Genomic DNA, 13,800 nt, shown 5'->3' with positions numbered 1-13,800 from the left:
GGAAACTGAACGTTTTAGCAGTCGAACGTTGCTCTGCGATCACTTCCAGGTCGTGTCGCGCAAAGCGGCCGTAACGCTGCACAGCGTCATCAGAATTTCGCTAACGATAACCGCGTGCTGCCCTCCGCAGACCACGGCAAGCCTTCTGCCTGACACGTAAACGCCCTCAGCCGTGACAAAACATTCGTCATCGGCCCTATTCTCCGGCAGCGCTTCCTGCGCGCGGTTCCAGAACACCGCCTAACCACTCCGCTTCCCGTGCCGCGTCAAAGGTCGCTCATCCCGGCGACGCCGACGATCTGCTATCGTCATCGATATTCTTCCGACAGCGGGTGGTGACAATGGATCTCGGGCTGAAAGACAAGGTGGTACTGATCACCGGTGGCAGCAAAGGAATCGGGCTCGCCTGTGCACGGGCGTTTGCACTCGAAGGCGCGAAAGTCGCGATCGTTTCGCGCGACCCCGCCAATCTCGCGCGCGCTTACGAGCAGTTGAAACAGGAAGGTCTGCATGTGCACCGGACGCGCGCCGATCTGCATGAACCGCACAGCGCCGCCGATATCGTCGAAGAGGTCAGCACCGCCGTCGGCCCGATCGATGTTTTGATCAACAGCGCAGGTGCGGCTCGCCGCTACGATCCGGAAACGCTCGACGCCGACGCATTCCGGGCAACGATGGAAGCGAAATATTTCCCCTACATCTATCCGCAGCAGGAAGTGTTGCGGCGCATGGCTGACCGGGCGAAAGCCGGCAACGGGGCCGCGCCCGGCGCGATCGTCAATATCATCGGGATGGGTGGCAAGGTCGCCAGCGACATCCACATCGCGGGGGGCGCCGCCAATGCCGCGCTGATGCTCGCCACCGTTGGCCTCGCCCACTATTACGCGCGCTATGGCATTCGCATCAACGCCATCAATCCCGGCTCGACGTTGACGGAGCGCGTCGAGGAAGCGGTCAAGCTGGAAGCGGCGCAGCAAGGAATCGATAGCGCGGACGCATTGGCGCGCGGGCAGGCGAAAGTGCCGCTCGGACGCTATGCAAAGCCGGAGGAAATCGCTGACGTCGCGCTATTTCTGGCGAGCCGCCGCGCGAGTTACGTAACGGGAGCGATTGTCCCGATGGATGGAGGCAGCGCGCCGTTGATCTGAGCGGCGCGGTTGCTGGCGTTATCGGAGGACTGATGCCAGGCGCCATGACGCTATAGGAAGAAAGCTCAAAGTCCTGCGGAAGGTGCCTGCGCGACGACCCGTTGATTTAAGAATCTTCCGCGCGCGGGCTTATTCGACACTGAAACTGCTACGGCAATAAACCCTTCGCTAAAGCCTTCTGGTCAGCGGCACGTGTATTCAGCCTGAAATTGCCGAATTACCGTGCCGCCCTGTGCCAAAGCACGCGACCGTCGCGCTCACAAAAAGCGATGGCCAAACCACCAGCCCGCCGCCGAGAGCACGGCCGACGCCGGAATCGTCAAAATCCACGCCCAGACGATATTGCCGGCCACTCCCCAACGCACCGCGCTCAGCTTTTGCGTCGCGCCGACACCGACGATCGCGCCGGTAATCGTGTGCGTGGTGGACACCGGAATGCCGAGCGCCGAAGCGGTGAACAATGTAATCGCCCCGCCCGACTCCGCACAAAAACCGCCAACCGGCTTCAGCTTGGTGATCTTCTGCCCCATCGTTCGGACGATGCGCCAGCCGCCGAACAAGGTACCCAATCCCATTGACAGATAGCAGCCGCCGATCACCCACAGCGGCGGCGCATCGGCGAACGACGACGCATAGCCGGTCGCGATCAGCAGCATCCAGATAATGCCGATGGTTTTCTGCGCGTCATTACCGCCGTGCCCAAGGCTATACAGCCCCGCCGAAACCAGCTGCAACCGCCGGAACCGCCGGTCGACCTTGCTGGGCGGCGTACGGAAGTAGATCCACGACACCGCGAGCATGAAGAACGAACCGAGCACGAAGCCGAGCAGCGGCGAAATAAAGATGAAGGCGACCGTTTTCAGCAGGCCGTCCATGTTCAGCGAGCCCCAGCCCGATTTGGCGAGCGCCGCGCCGACCAGGCCGCCGATCAGCGCGTGCGACGAGCTGGATGGAATACCGTAGTGCCAGGTGATGATGTTCCAGCCGATCGCGCCGACCAGCGCACCAAAAATCACGTAATGGTCGACGATGTCGGGGTCGATCGTGCCCTTACCGACCGTCGCCGCGACCTTCAGGTGAAACACGAAATACGCGATGACGTTGAACGCCGCCGCAAAGGCCACCGCCTGCTGCGGCTTCAGAACGCCCGTGGAAACGACGGTGGCGATGGAGTTCGCCGCGTCGTGAAAGCCGTTCATGAAGTCGAAAATCAGCGCGACGGCGACCAGGCCGGCGACGACCCAGATAGCGAGTTGTATCGATTGCATTATGCGTTTTCCAGCACGATGCCTTCGATGATGTTCGCTACATCCTCACACTTGTCCGTGATCGTTTCGAGCAATTCGTAAATTGCCTTCAGCTTGATCAGGGTCTTGACGTTGTCTTCTTCGCGGAACAGCTTCGACATGGCCGAACGCAGCACGCGGTCGGCTTCTGACTCCAGACGGTCGATTTCCTCGCAGGCCTTCAGGATCTGGCCGGCCTGCTTCATGTCCGACAGCAGGCTCACAGCGAACTGCACGCGCTCGGAGGTCGCCGTGCAAATGTGCGCGAGCTGGCTCGCTTCCGACGTCACGGCCTGCACGTCGTACAGCGAAATGGCGGTGGCGACGTCTTCCATCAGGTCGAGGATGTCGTCCATCGTCGTGATCAGCTTGTGGATTTCGTCACGGTCGAGCGGCGTGATGAACGTCTTGTGCAGCAGGTCGATGGTTTCGTGCGTGAGCTTGTCAGCGGCCTTCTCGGCCTTTTGCACGTTTTGCTTGTGGGTTTCCGCGTCTTGCAGATTGTCGATCAGCAGCTCGAGTTCGCGGCTCGCCGAGACGATGCACGTGGCGTGTGCATTGAAAATTTCAAAAAACTTGCCCTCGGTGGGCATGAAACGACCGAACATTGGGATCCCGAAAATTGGTCACATTATGGCTGACATAAAACCGCCACATTGTACCGTTGCGAGATAGATATCGCACTTTCGAAAGCGCCGTTACAACGGCGCCCCAGTTATCGCTTCACTTATCCACTTAGTCGCTGTAGAAATTCTGCGCGCCGGCAAAATTGTCGAACTTCGTGAATTGCCCATGGAACGTGAGCCGAACAGGTCCGATCGGACCATTCCGCTGCTTGCCGATGATGATCTCCGCCGTGCCTTTATCCGGGCTGTCCGGGTTGTAGACTTCGTCACGGTAAATGAACAGGATCACGTCGGCATCCTGCTCGATAGCACCCGATTCACGCAGATCCGACATGATCGGCCGCTTGTTGGGGCGTTGTTCGAGGCCACGGTTAAGCTGCGACAGCGCGATCACCGGCACATCGAGTTCTTTCGCCAAACTCTTTAGCGAGCGAGAAATTTCGGAAATTTCAGTCGCACGGTTTTCGCCCGATGACGAACCGCTCATCAGCTGCAAATAATCGATGATGATCAAACCGAGCTTGCCGCACTGGCGCGACAGGCGTCGTGCCCGCGAACGCAGTTCCATCGGGTTCAAACCGCCGGTTTCATCGATGAAAATCTGCGCCTCGCTCATTTTCTGCACTGCGTGCGTGAGCTTCGGCCAGTCTTCGTCGGTCAGGCGGCCGGTACGCATACGGTGCTGATCGAGTCGGCCAACGGAGCCAAGCATACGCATGGTGAGTTGCGAACCCGGCATTTCCATCGAGAACACGGCCACCGGCAACCCATACTCGACCGCCACGTATTCGCCGATATTCATCGAGAACGCCGTTTTACCCATCGACGGACGTCCCGCGACGATGATCAATTCGCCGCCGTGCATGCCCGAGGTCATGCGGTCCAGGTCGACGAAGCCGGTTGGCGTGCCCGTCACGTCACTCGGATTGGCGGTGTGGTACAGCGTGTCGATCCGCTCGACCACCTGAGTCAGCAATGGCCCGATTTCCAGGAAGCCTTGGGTACCTCGCGCGCCGTCTTCCGCGATCGAAAACACTTTCGATTCCGCTTCGTCCAGCAACTGCCGTACTTCCTTGCCTTGCGGATTGAACGCGTCAGCCGAAATTTCGTCGGCCACGGAAACCAGACGACGCAGCACCGCGCGATCGCGCACGATTTCCGCATAACGACGAATATTGGCTGCGCTCGGTGTGTTCTGCGCAAGCGCATTCAGATACGCGAGACCGCCGACCTCTTCCGCCTTGCCCGAGGTGCCGAGCGCCTCGTACACGGTAATCACGTCGGCCGGACGCGTGGCCGCGATCAGCTTGCCGATGTGTTCGAAGATGATACGGTGGTCGTAGCGGTAAAAATCGCTCTGCGACAGGAAGTCGGCGATGCGGTCCCAGGCCGCGTTGTCGAGCAGCAAGCCGCCCAGCACCGATTGCTCGGCCTCGATCGAATGCGGCGGGACTTTCAGCGACTCGAGTTGGGGATCTTTGGACGGTGCGTTCATGGGGAAGAATTATCGGGTAATCGGGCGGCGGCGGCGAGCGCAAAAACTAAAAAAAACAGGCATAAAAAAAGCAGGGGCCGGTTACCCGGCCCCTGCCTTTCGCCAGCTAAATCCTGGCAAATACTACGTGATGCTTAGACGTGTTCGCCGATCACAGCCACCGTCACTTCGACGACGACGTCGGTGTGCAGCGACACTTGAACAGCGTGATCGCCGACGATCTTCAGCGGGCCTTCCGGCAGACGCACTTGCGCCTTTTCCACTGCGAAGCCTTGCTTCGTGATCGCTTCAGCGATGTCAGCGTTGGTCACCGAGCCGAACAGACGGCCGTCGACGCCAGCTTTCTGACCGATCTGAACCGTCGAGCCTGCCAGCTTTTCGCCTTGGGCCGTAGCGGCTGCCAGCTTTTCAGCTGCGATCTTTTCGAGTTCTGCACGGCGGACTTCGAATTCAGCCAAAGCGTCCTTCGTTGCACGGCGAGCTTGCTTGTTCGGGATCAGGAAGTTACGTGCGTAGCCGTCCTTGACCTTAACGATATCGCCCAGGTTGCCCAGATTGACGACTTTTTCCAGAAGAATGATTTGCATTCAGATGCTCCTTATCGCGTCGTCGGGTTAGGCCTTGTGCTGGTCGGTGTACGGCACCAGCGCGAGGAAACGTGCGCGCTTGATTGCCGTATCCAGCTGGCGTTGATAGTGCGACTTCGTACCCGTGAGACGCGCCGGCGTGATCTTGCCGTTTTCGCCGATGAAGTCCTTCAGCGTTTCGAGGTCCTTGTAGTCGATGTGATCGACGCCAGCGGCCGTGAAACGGCAGAACTTCTTGCGCTTGAAGAGCGGATTTTGTTGCTGACGACGCTTGTCGAATTTCTTACCAGTCGGGCGGGGCATGTTCAGTCCTTTCCAATGTCCTGCAATTCTGTGATGTGAAATACCAGAGTTCGTGCGTTGCGGTGCTTTTTTGCCAGGAAGCCTGTGAAGAGCGTTTCCACGCCCATCGGACAGCTTTCCAGCCTACCGCTCGCCTCGCCTGCCGCTACCGCCTGCATGGTCAGTTCGACTTGCCGGGCAATGCCGGCTTCGACGACTTCCGTGCGGTGGTGCAACGTGCAACCTGCAATCGGAACGCCGGCGGGGGTGTACCGCACCGGTTCGCGTTCGACGACGCTGGCCGTAAGTTGCAACCGGTTCATGTAGCCTTGGGCGAGAACAACGCCTGTTCTGGTAGCTTAAATAGTGTGTCTTAAGCCTGCGCTTCGGACGGTTGCGTAGCAGCCGACTTCTTGGCTTCTTCGCGCTGCACTTCCTTCATCATCGGCGACGGGGCCGTTTCGGCCTTCTTCAGCTTGACGATGAGGTGACGCAGAACAGCGTCGTTGAACTTGAATGCGTGTTCCAGCTCGTCGAGCGTGGTTTGGTCGCATTCGATGTTCATGCAGACGTAGTGAGCCTTGGCGAGTTTCTCGATCATGTAGGCCAGTTGGCGACGGCCCCAGTCTTCGATACGGTGGATCTGGCCACCGTGCGAGGTGATCGTGGACTTGTAACGCTCGATCATTGCGGGCACTTGCTCGCTTTGATCCGGGTGCACGATAAATACGATTTCGTAATGACGCATATTCACTCCTTGTGCTGACTTATGGATAAAAGCCACCCGGGCGTCGGAACCGGTGTGGCAAGTGAGAAGCCAAAGAGTGTAACCCGAATAGGGCCGGGTTGCAAGATATCCCGTCGATTCAACGCGTGAATCGGGAGTGTTTTCAAAGGTTTAGGGACAGGCTGGCCCGATCGCCGCAAGACGTTTTGGGCGCAGACATATCGGAACGGCAAGCTCTGGTCAATTTCCGCGACCACTCCCCGGGGTCGCTCGCGCAGTCTGGGCGTCGCTTTACGGCCGCCGAGGACGCTGTAGAAACATGAATGCTGCCGGCCGCTATTTGCCTGCAGATCATCAAGGCAACGCGGCCTCAGCCCGCTCAGAACCTTGCCGCATAAGCAAGACTTTGAAGCTAGGAGCCGCCTTCGGTACGCTCGCTGCCGCTTTGCAGACGCGCCTTCAGCGCGGCCTCCAGCCCTGTCAGCGCATCGGGCGCGGCGTCCGAAATCGCCCACCAGGTCATGCCTTCAGCATCCCAGTGGGCGATCGAGTAGCCCTCCCGCCCCACTATCGACGGCGCGGCGCTCCCCACGTTCCGGCCTGCGCCGCCCGATGCCGCCTGCGGAAAGACGTACACGTCGATTACGTGCTTGCCGTACCGGTACACCAGCACCCCCACCCGCTGATGCGCGAGGTAGTCGAGCCGTCCACCCTGCAACGGGAAACCGCTGGCGGCAAGATCCTCGACCGGCGGCGAATAGTCCAGCCGGCCGTTGAACCAGGGCTTGACCGTGTGCCGGTCGGTCGAAATCACGTCGATGTCGCGGCCCGACACCTGCGCCCTCACGTGGCTCTCAACCAGTTCGTCGGCGAATGGGGAAATATCTGCGGAACGGTGCAGGGTCAACGCCACGCCCGCCGCTCCAGCGCCCAGCGCGATAACCAGCGCAGCGAGCCACCCCGAAGCAAACAGCCGGTTTGCGCCGCCCGTGGCGACCGGCCCGCCAAAGCCGCCTGACTGACCGCGCAAGCCATCGAGTAATCCAGCCAGGAAGGACCGGCGCCGCTGACGCGGGCGCGACTCTGGTGCTGCGTCGCCGGGTGTACCTTGCGCGCCGCCCGGTTGATTGACGCCGCTCCGCCCGTTATTCGTCGCGGATTCTCCGGTTGCATAAGCGTCAGTGTCAGAACGGATATCCGCCGCTGTCGCAGCCAGCCCTTCTTCAATCGCCGGCAAACCGGCGATGATCCGCGCCCTCAGCGACTGCGGCGCGCGATGATAAGGCGTCGTCCGCAGCGCACCACTCAATGTCCGCAAGTTGTCGCTCTCGCGACGGCACGCGTCGCAACTCTCGATATGTTGCTGGATGCGCCGGGCTTCCGGTGCGGGCAACTCATGATCGGCGTTCGCATCGAGGAGCGGCCGGGCTTCTTTACAGTCCATCTGGCGTCTCCTGAGCGGAGCCCGGCGCGCCTGCGCCGGGTGGGTTGAGTGGCCGGCCGTTTGCGGACGCCCGGAGCGGTGTAACTGTTGCCGTGCCAAACTTGCCGGCGGCGGGCGTTTCCGGGGGATGCGCTTCCGGGGGATACCCTTCATTACCATCCGGCGTCGGCCGGTTACCGGCATCTGTACGAGCACTGGCGGACGAATCCGGCGAAGGCGTTGTGTGTTCCGCACGAGCAGCCGAACGCTTCGCCGCCTCCTGCGAGCCGGAACCCTGCTGGCGCCCTGGCTGGGTCGACGTTCCGTCTGCCGGCATCCGCGTGTTGCAGCCCGAAGCCCCCGTGCGCGGAGGCTTCGAGCCCTGTTTCTCCATCAGCACTGCCGCCAGCTTCCGGCGCCCTCGCGCAAGCCTCGACATCACCGTGCCGATCGGCAAATCCGCCACCACGGCGATCTCCCGATACCCCATCTCTTCCAGTTCGCGCAGGATCAGCACCTCCCTGTACTCCACCGGCAACTGCGCGAGCGCTTCGTGTATGAGCTTCGTATCTTCGTCGCGGATCAGCAGCGTCTGAGGATCGTCGCCGCCCGCGCTCCATCCGTCGAACGTCGCATCGTCCATCGTGTCGTCGAATTCGAGCATGTCGTGCGACGGCCCGCGCCGACGCCACTCCGTGTACCAGGTACGACGCACGATCGCCAGCAGCCACGGCCGCGCAGTGTCGCCGCGAAACGTGTCGAAGAAGCGGAAAGCGCGCATGAACGCTTCCTGGACAACGTCATCGGCATCGTTCGCGTTGCCGCATAACCAGCGTGCGAGGTTGTACGCGGCGTCGAGATGCGGCAGCGCGAGCTGCTGGAAACGGCGGCTCCTCGCTGCATCGGTATCGCCTCGCTCGCGGGCGTCTGTTTCGGTCTGGACCACCTCGGCCCTCCAGGGCATTGCGGCTATGCGGTGCGGCTCGTCGTGACTGCCTTTCATCGCATAACCGGTCATCTGCCGAGTTTATTCCCGCTGGTGTGGAGGATTGGCCAAAAAGATGGGCGGCAGGCGGCCAATTCCCTCCTCCGCCCGTTCCCAACACCGCCCATCAATACGCCGGCCGATTCCAATACCCGTCGCTCGCATACACCTCTTTCAGATAATCGATGAAATACCGCACCCTTGCCGGCACATAACGCTGCTGCGGATACACGGCGAGGATGTCGTAATCGGGCAACGCAAACTCGTCGAGCACGGTTTCCAGCTCGCCGCGCGCCAGTTGCTGCTGGATTTCCCACGTAGAACGCCAGCCCAGCCCCAAACCCTCCGATACCCACCGATGCAGCAGCTCGCCGTCGTTGCAATCGAGCGAGCCGCCCACCCGCACGGTCGCCAGCTTGCCGTTGCGGCGGAAATACCAGCCGCGGTTCTGCCCGCCTTGCAGATTGAACGCGAGACAGTTGTGCTGCGGCAGATCCTCGAGCGTTTTCGGCTTGCCGTGCCGACGGAAATAATCGGGCGTGCCGCACACCACGCGCCGGTTGGTCGCCAGTTTCACTGCGACAAAGTTCGGATCGACCGCGCCGCCGATCCTGATCGACAGGTCGTACCCTTCGCGCACCAGGTCGACCACCCGGTCGGTCAGGTTGAACGACAGTTGCAACTCGGGCTTGTCGGCGAGGAAAGCGGGGGCGAGCGGCGCAACGTGCTTGCGCCCGAACGCAGCGGGCGCCGACACGATCAGGTGACCGTTCACCGCGCGCCGCCCGGCGCTCAGTTCGTTTTCCGCCTGATCCCAGTCGGTCAGCAAACCCCGGCAGCGCTCCAGAAACGCGGCGCCCTCTTCGCTCACCACCAGCCGCCGGGTCGAGCGATACATGAGTTTCACGCCGAGGCGCTTTTCCAGCGCGTCGATGCGCCGGCCGAGAATCACCGGCGACACACCCTCTTCCAGCGCGGCGGACGCGAGGCTGCCCGCGTCCGCGACGCGTACGAAAGTTTCGATCTGTTTGAAGCGATCCATTGTTGTCTCCTGCGGGCCGCATCACGTCGGCTTAGCGTCGGCTCAGGCCGGGCCGGAAGTCCAGCCGCGCGCCATTCCATACTTTTTGTCTCGAAATAAGCGACCCCAACTGATCTTATCAAACCTTTGGGTCAGCCCTAAAGTGCTCTCAACCCCCTTGATTCGCCCGATTTCAAAGACATTCAGGAGACATTCATGGCCAAGATGAGAGCCGTCGACGCAGCCGTTCTGGTGCTCGAAAAAGAAGGCATCGATACCGCGTTCGGCGTGCCGGGCGCCGCGATCAACCCGTTCTATTCGGCGATGCGCAAGGCTGGCAACATCAGCCACGTGCTGGCGCGTCACGTCGAGGGCGCATCGCACATGGCCGAAGGCTATACGCGGGCGCAGCCGGGCAATATCGGCGTGTGCATCGGCACGTCGGGCCCCGCCGGCACCGACATGATCACCGGTTTGTACTCCGCTCAGGCCGACTCGATTCCTATTCTGGCTATCACAGGACAGGCACCCCGCGCGCGTCTGTACAAGGAAGACTTCCAGGCCGTCGACATCGAATCGATCGCCAAACCCGTCACCAAGTGGGCCGTGACCGTGCGCGAACCGGCGCTGGTGCCGCGCGTGTTCCAGCAGGCTTTTCACCTGATGCGCTCGGGCCGTCCGGGTCCGGTGCTGGTCGACCTGCCGATCGACGTGCAACTCGCCGAGATCGAGTTCGATATCGACACGTACGAACCGCTGCCGGTCTACAAGCCGAAAGCGACGCGCAAGCAGATCGAAGCCGCGCTGAATCTGCTGAACGACGCCGACAGGCCGCTGATCGTGTCGGGCGGCGGCGTGCTGAACGCAGCCGCTGAAGACCTGCTGGTGGAATTCGCCGAAACCGTCGGTGTGCCGGTCATCCCGACGCTGATGTCGTGGGGCGCGATTCCCGATGACCATCCGCTGATGGCCGGCATGGTCGGCCTGCAAACCTCGCACCGCTACGGCAACGCGACGATGCTCGCATCCGACTTCGTGCTCGGCATCGGCAATCGCTGGGCGAACCGTCACACGGGCAGCGTCGAGGTCTATACGAAGGGCCGCAAGTTCGTTCACATCGACATCGAACCGACCCAGATCGGCCGCGTGTTCGGTCCCGACCTCGGCATCGTGTCGGACGCGAAGGCGGCGCTCGAACTGTTCGTCGAAGTCGCGAAGGAATGGAAGGCGGCGGGCAAGCTGAAGGACCGCAGCGCCTGGGTCGCCGATTGCCAGCAGCGCAAGCAGACCCTGCAGCGCAAGACGCACTTCGACAACGTGCCGATGAAGCCGCAGCGCGTGTACGAAGAGATGAACCAGGTGTTCGGCCGCGATACCTGCTACGTGAGCACGATCGGTCTGTCGCAGATTGCGGGTGCGCAATTCCTGCACGTGTACAAGGCGCGCAACTGGATCAACTGCGGTCAGGCCGGCCCGCTCGGCTGGACGATTCCGGCAGCGCTCGGCGTGCGCGCAGCCGATCCGCAACGTCCGATCGTCGCGCTCTCCGGCGACTACGACTTCCAGTTCATGATCGAAGAACTCGCGGCCGGTGCGCAATTCAAGCTGCCGTACGTGCATGTGGTCGTGAACAACTCGTACCTCGGCTTGATCCGCCAGGCACAGCGCGCGTTCGATATGGACTTCTGCGTGCAACTCGGTTTCGAGAACATCAACGCGCCGGAGATGAACGGTTACGGCGTAGATCACGTGGCCGTCGCCGAAGGTTTGGGATGCAAGGCGATCCGCGTATTCAAGCCCGAAGAGCTGAAGCCCGCGCTGCAAAAAGCGCAGTCGATGCTCGCCGAGTTCAACGTGCCGGTGATCGTCGAAGTGATTCTCGAACGCGTGACGAACATTTCGATGGGCACCGAGATCGACGCGATCAACGAGTTCGAGGAACTGGCCGTGAAGCGTGAAGATGCGCCGACCGCGATCAGCATGCTCGACTGAACTGCATCAATCATGTGAAGGCGGCGCGCGACGTGGCATCTGCAAGCTACGCGTCGCCTTCGCAAAGACATCCACTGACCGACCAGAGAGACACACGCACCATGCCGAAATTCGCAGCGAATCTCACCATGCTGTTCAACGAAGTCCCTTTCCTCGAGCGCTTTTCAGCTGTAGCGGATGCGGGCTTTCACGCCGTCGAATTCCTGTTTCCGTATCCGTACCAGATCGCGGAACTGAGCGAACGTCTGCAGCAGAATCGTTTGAAGCTCGTGCTGCACAACCTGCCTGCGGGCAACTGGGAAGCAGGTGAACGCGGCATCGCGTGCCTGCCCGACCGCGTAGGCGAATTCCAGGAAGGTGTGGGCCGTGCGATCGAATATGCACGCGCACTGAAAGTGCCGCAATTGAACTGCCTCGTCGGCATTCCGACAGCGGACGTCGATGCTGACAAGGCACGCTCGACCATCGTCGACAACCTGCGTTTTGCAGCGGGCGAACTGAAAAAGGCCGGCATAAAACTACTGGTCGAACCGTGCAATTCGTACGACATCCCCGGCTTCGCGCTGAACCGTTCGGGCGAAGGTCTCGATGTGATTCGCGCGGTCGGTTCGGACAACCTGTTCCTGCAATACGACATCTATCACATGCAGCGGATGGAGGGCGAACTCGCGGCAACGATCAAAAAGAATCTGCCGCAGATCGCGCACATTCAACTCGCCGACAACCCCGGCCGCAACGAGCCGGGTACGGGCGAAATCAACTATCCGTATCTGTTCTCGCTGCTCGACTCGCTCGGTTACGACGGCTACGTCGGTTGCGAATACAAACCGCGCACGACGACGGCCGCAGGCCTCGGCTGGGTCCAGAGCGTCGCAGGACAAACGCGCGGCGCGGCGCACGCAGCGGCCTGAGCGATCCACCCAAACGCATTACGTCCCGAAGTCGATCCGCACGCGGGACGCATCAAACAACACTGGAGATTCAGACACATGGCAAAGATCGGTTTCATCGGCCTCGGCATCATGGGCGCGCATATGGCGCGCAACCTCATCAAGGGCGGTCACTCGCTGTTCGTGAACGGCGCGTACCCGGTACCGGAAGACCTCGCAAAAACCACCAGCGTGGTCGCCAGTTCGGCCGCCGTCGCGCAGGCCGCCGATATCGTCGTCATCATGGTGCCGGATACGCCAGACGTCGCCAACGTCCTGTTCGCCGACGACGGCGTCGCCGCCGGTCTCACAAAGGGCAAGCTGGTGATCGACATGAGCTCGATCTCGCCGCTCGACACCCAGGCGTTCGCGAAAAAGATCAACGCGCTCGGCGTTGACTATCTCGATGCACCGGTGTCCGGCGGCGAAGTCGGTGCGCGTGAAGCATCGCTGACGATCATGGTCGGTGGCCCGGAAAAAGCCTTCGCGCAGGCGAAGCCGCTGTTCGAGTTGATGGGCAAGAACATCTCGCTGATCGGCGACAACGGCGCGGGTCAAACGTGCAAGGTCGCGAACCAGATCATCGTTGCGCTGAATATTGAAGCCGTGGCAGAAGCGCTGCTGTTCGCTTCGCGCTCCGGCGCCGATCCCGAGCGCGTGCGCAAGGCATTGATGGGCGGCTTCGCGTCGTCGCGGATTCTCGAAGTGCATGGCGAGCGCATGACGAAGCGCACGTTCAATCCGGGCTTCCGTATCGAACTGCATCAGAAGGACCTAAACCTCGCACTCGATGGCGCGCGCAAGCTGGGCATCGCCCTGCCGCATACGGCTAGTGCGCAGCAACTGTTCAGCGTGTGCGCGGCGAATGGCGGCAAGGCATGGGACCACTCGGCGATGGTGCGCGCGCTGGAAATCATGGCGAACCACGAAGTCGCACAAGCACCGGATAGCGAAGCGAAGGCAGCTTAAAAAAAATCGATTGAGAGGGCCGTTGTCGATGCTGCCGCGCGATATTTATGACGCGCATGAAACTCGCGCACCGCGCGCGGCAGCCTCACCGAACGTAGTTGAACGCGAGAAACGCTCGACAGCGCGTGCACTCAGATAAGCAGGCAGCGCGCGGCGAGCCTGTTTCACGAGACATAAAAAATACATCACACAGTCATACAGATTGCGCTGACCGTCAGACGTTATTGAACGTCATCGCAATCGCAGGTGGGGCGTCCGTTCATCGCGTGCAGCTTGCGCGGTGGAACGGGCAAATCGTGCCGCTCTGGGCTGAGAGCGGCAAGTGGGGTC

Annotated in this window: 14 protein-coding genes; 4 read left to right on the top strand and 10 right to left on the bottom strand. The window is 61.2% G+C overall.

What is annotated here, in order from left to right; genetic code table 11:
• Window positions 1-341 precede the first annotated feature (341 nt).
• Window positions 342-1,148 (top strand): SDR family oxidoreductase, encoded by an 807-nt coding sequence (locus BLS41_RS08260; protein ID WP_074763853.1) that lies wholly within the window; start codon window positions 342-344, stop codon window positions 1,146-1,148.
• 257 nt (window positions 1,149-1,405) lie between these two features.
• Here the strand turns inward: BLS41_RS08260 and BLS41_RS08255 are convergent, their stop codons facing one another.
• From BLS41_RS08255 to BLS41_RS08210, 10 genes are all read right to left on the bottom strand, one after another.
• Complete coding sequence (locus BLS41_RS08255; protein ID WP_074763852.1) at window positions 1,406-2,416, bottom strand: inorganic phosphate transporter; 1,011 nt, start codon at window positions 2,414-2,416, stop codon at window positions 1,406-1,408.
• Entirely contained in the window at window positions 2,416-3,042 is a 627-nt protein-coding gene (locus tag BLS41_RS08250; protein ID WP_074763851.1) for a DUF47 domain-containing protein, read from the bottom strand. Before BLS41_RS08250 ends, BLS41_RS08255 begins: the two co-directional genes overlap by 1 nt.
• A 127-nt stretch (window positions 3,043-3,169) precedes the next feature.
• Window positions 3,170-4,555: a replicative DNA helicase gene (locus BLS41_RS08245; protein ID WP_074763850.1), complete on the bottom strand. Its 1,386-nt coding sequence runs from the start codon at window positions 4,553-4,555 to the stop codon at window positions 3,170-3,172.
• 134 nt (window positions 4,556-4,689) lie between these two features.
• Window positions 4,690-5,142, bottom strand: a complete 453-nt coding sequence (gene rplI, locus BLS41_RS08240; RefSeq protein WP_074763849.1) for a 50S ribosomal protein L9 — start codon at window positions 5,140-5,142, stop codon at window positions 4,690-4,692.
• Between the two features lie 27 nt (window positions 5,143-5,169).
• Window positions 5,170-5,445: a 30S ribosomal protein S18 gene (gene rpsR, locus BLS41_RS08235; protein WP_007182109.1), complete on the bottom strand. Its 276-nt coding sequence runs from the start codon at window positions 5,443-5,445 to the stop codon at window positions 5,170-5,172.
• A gap of 2 nt (window positions 5,446-5,447) precedes the next feature.
• Window positions 5,448-5,747: a primosomal replication protein N gene (priB, locus tag BLS41_RS08230; protein ID WP_074763848.1), complete on the bottom strand. Its 300-nt coding sequence runs from the start codon at window positions 5,745-5,747 to the stop codon at window positions 5,448-5,450.
• Between the two features lie 50 nt (window positions 5,748-5,797).
• Window positions 5,798-6,172: a 30S ribosomal protein S6 gene (rpsF, locus tag BLS41_RS08225; protein WP_074763847.1), complete on the bottom strand. Its 375-nt coding sequence runs from the start codon at window positions 6,170-6,172 to the stop codon at window positions 5,798-5,800.
• A gap of 391 nt (window positions 6,173-6,563) precedes the next feature.
• On the bottom strand, window positions 6,564-7,595 hold the full coding sequence (locus BLS41_RS08220) for an anti-sigma factor family protein (protein ID WP_074763846.1): 1,032 nt from the start codon (window positions 7,593-7,595) through the stop codon (window positions 6,564-6,566).
• Window positions 7,585-8,520, bottom strand: coding sequence for an RNA polymerase sigma factor (locus tag BLS41_RS08215; RefSeq protein ID WP_074766380.1), 936 nt, complete (start codon window positions 8,518-8,520; stop codon window positions 7,585-7,587). The genes BLS41_RS08220 and BLS41_RS08215 overlap by 11 nt, the downstream gene beginning before the upstream one ends.
• A gap of 166 nt (window positions 8,521-8,686) precedes the next feature.
• The gene (locus BLS41_RS08210; RefSeq protein ID WP_074763845.1) at window positions 8,687-9,601 is read right to left on the bottom strand and encodes a LysR family transcriptional regulator; all 915 of its coding nucleotides are present in this window, start codon (window positions 9,599-9,601) and stop codon (window positions 8,687-8,689) included.
• Window positions 9,602-9,796: 195 nt separating this feature from the next.
• Between BLS41_RS08210 and gcl the strand changes: the two genes are divergently transcribed.
• The 3 genes from gcl to BLS41_RS08195 all read left to right on the top strand — a co-directional run bounded on the left by gcl (window position 9,797) and on the right by BLS41_RS08195 (window position 13,470).
• Window positions 9,797-11,572, top strand: coding sequence for a glyoxylate carboligase (gene gcl / locus BLS41_RS08205; protein WP_074763844.1), 1,776 nt, complete (start codon window positions 9,797-9,799; stop codon window positions 11,570-11,572).
• A gap of 101 nt (window positions 11,573-11,673) precedes the next feature.
• Window positions 11,674-12,483 (top strand): hydroxypyruvate isomerase, encoded by an 810-nt coding sequence (hyi, locus tag BLS41_RS08200; RefSeq protein WP_074763843.1) that lies wholly within the window; start codon window positions 11,674-11,676, stop codon window positions 12,481-12,483.
• A 78-nt stretch (window positions 12,484-12,561) separates the two neighbouring features.
• Complete coding sequence (locus tag BLS41_RS08195; protein WP_074763842.1) at window positions 12,562-13,470, top strand: 2-hydroxy-3-oxopropionate reductase; 909 nt, start codon at window positions 12,562-12,564, stop codon at window positions 13,468-13,470.
• Window positions 13,471-13,800 lie beyond the last annotated feature (330 nt).

It is taken from the genome of Paraburkholderia fungorum, from assembly GCF_900099835.1.
Classification (GTDB): Bacteria; Pseudomonadota; Gammaproteobacteria; order Burkholderiales; family Burkholderiaceae; genus Paraburkholderia; species Paraburkholderia fungorum_A.
The sequence above is the reverse complement of the archived record's forward strand: the minus strand, read 5'-3'. Positions and strand labels throughout refer to the sequence as shown.

What these genes read in the sequence shown, in the direction of transcription:
- BLS41_RS08260 (WP_074763853.1), top strand. Translation starts at nt 342, where the DNA reads ATGGATCTCGGGCTGAAAGACAAGGTGGTACTGATCACCGGTGGCAGC.
- BLS41_RS08255 (WP_074763852.1), bottom strand. Translation starts at nt 2,416, where the DNA reads ATGCAATCGATACAACTCGCTATCTGGGTCGTCGCCGGCCTGGTCGCC.
- BLS41_RS08250 (WP_074763851.1), bottom strand. Translation starts at nt 3,042, where the DNA reads ATGTTCGGTCGTTTCATGCCCACCGAGGGCAAGTTTTTTGAAATTTTC.
- BLS41_RS08245 (WP_074763850.1), bottom strand. Translation starts at nt 4,555, where the DNA reads ATGAACGCACCGTCCAAAGATCCCCAACTCGAGTCGCTGAAAGTCCCG.
- rplI (WP_074763849.1), bottom strand. Translation starts at nt 5,142, where the DNA reads ATGCAAATCATTCTTCTGGAAAAAGTCGTCAATCTGGGCAACCTGGGC.
- rpsR (WP_007182109.1), bottom strand. Translation starts at nt 5,445, where the DNA reads ATGCCCCGCCCGACTGGTAAGAAATTCGACAAGCGTCGTCAGCAACAA.
- priB (WP_074763848.1), bottom strand. Translation starts at nt 5,747, where the DNA reads ATGAACCGGTTGCAACTTACGGCCAGCGTCGTCGAACGCGAACCGGTG.
- rpsF (WP_074763847.1), bottom strand. Translation starts at nt 6,172, where the DNA reads ATGCGTCATTACGAAATCGTATTTATCGTGCACCCGGATCAAAGCGAG.
- BLS41_RS08220 (WP_074763846.1), bottom strand. Translation starts at nt 7,595, where the DNA reads ATGGACTGTAAAGAAGCCCGGCCGCTCCTCGATGCGAACGCCGATCAT.
- BLS41_RS08210 (WP_074763845.1), bottom strand. Translation starts at nt 9,601, where the DNA reads ATGGATCGCTTCAAACAGATCGAAACTTTCGTACGCGTCGCGGACGCG.
- gcl (WP_074763844.1), top strand. Translation starts at nt 9,797, where the DNA reads ATGGCCAAGATGAGAGCCGTCGACGCAGCCGTTCTGGTGCTCGAAAAA.
- hyi (WP_074763843.1), top strand. Translation starts at nt 11,674, where the DNA reads ATGCCGAAATTCGCAGCGAATCTCACCATGCTGTTCAACGAAGTCCCT.
- BLS41_RS08195 (WP_074763842.1), top strand. Translation starts at nt 12,562, where the DNA reads ATGGCAAAGATCGGTTTCATCGGCCTCGGCATCATGGGCGCGCATATG.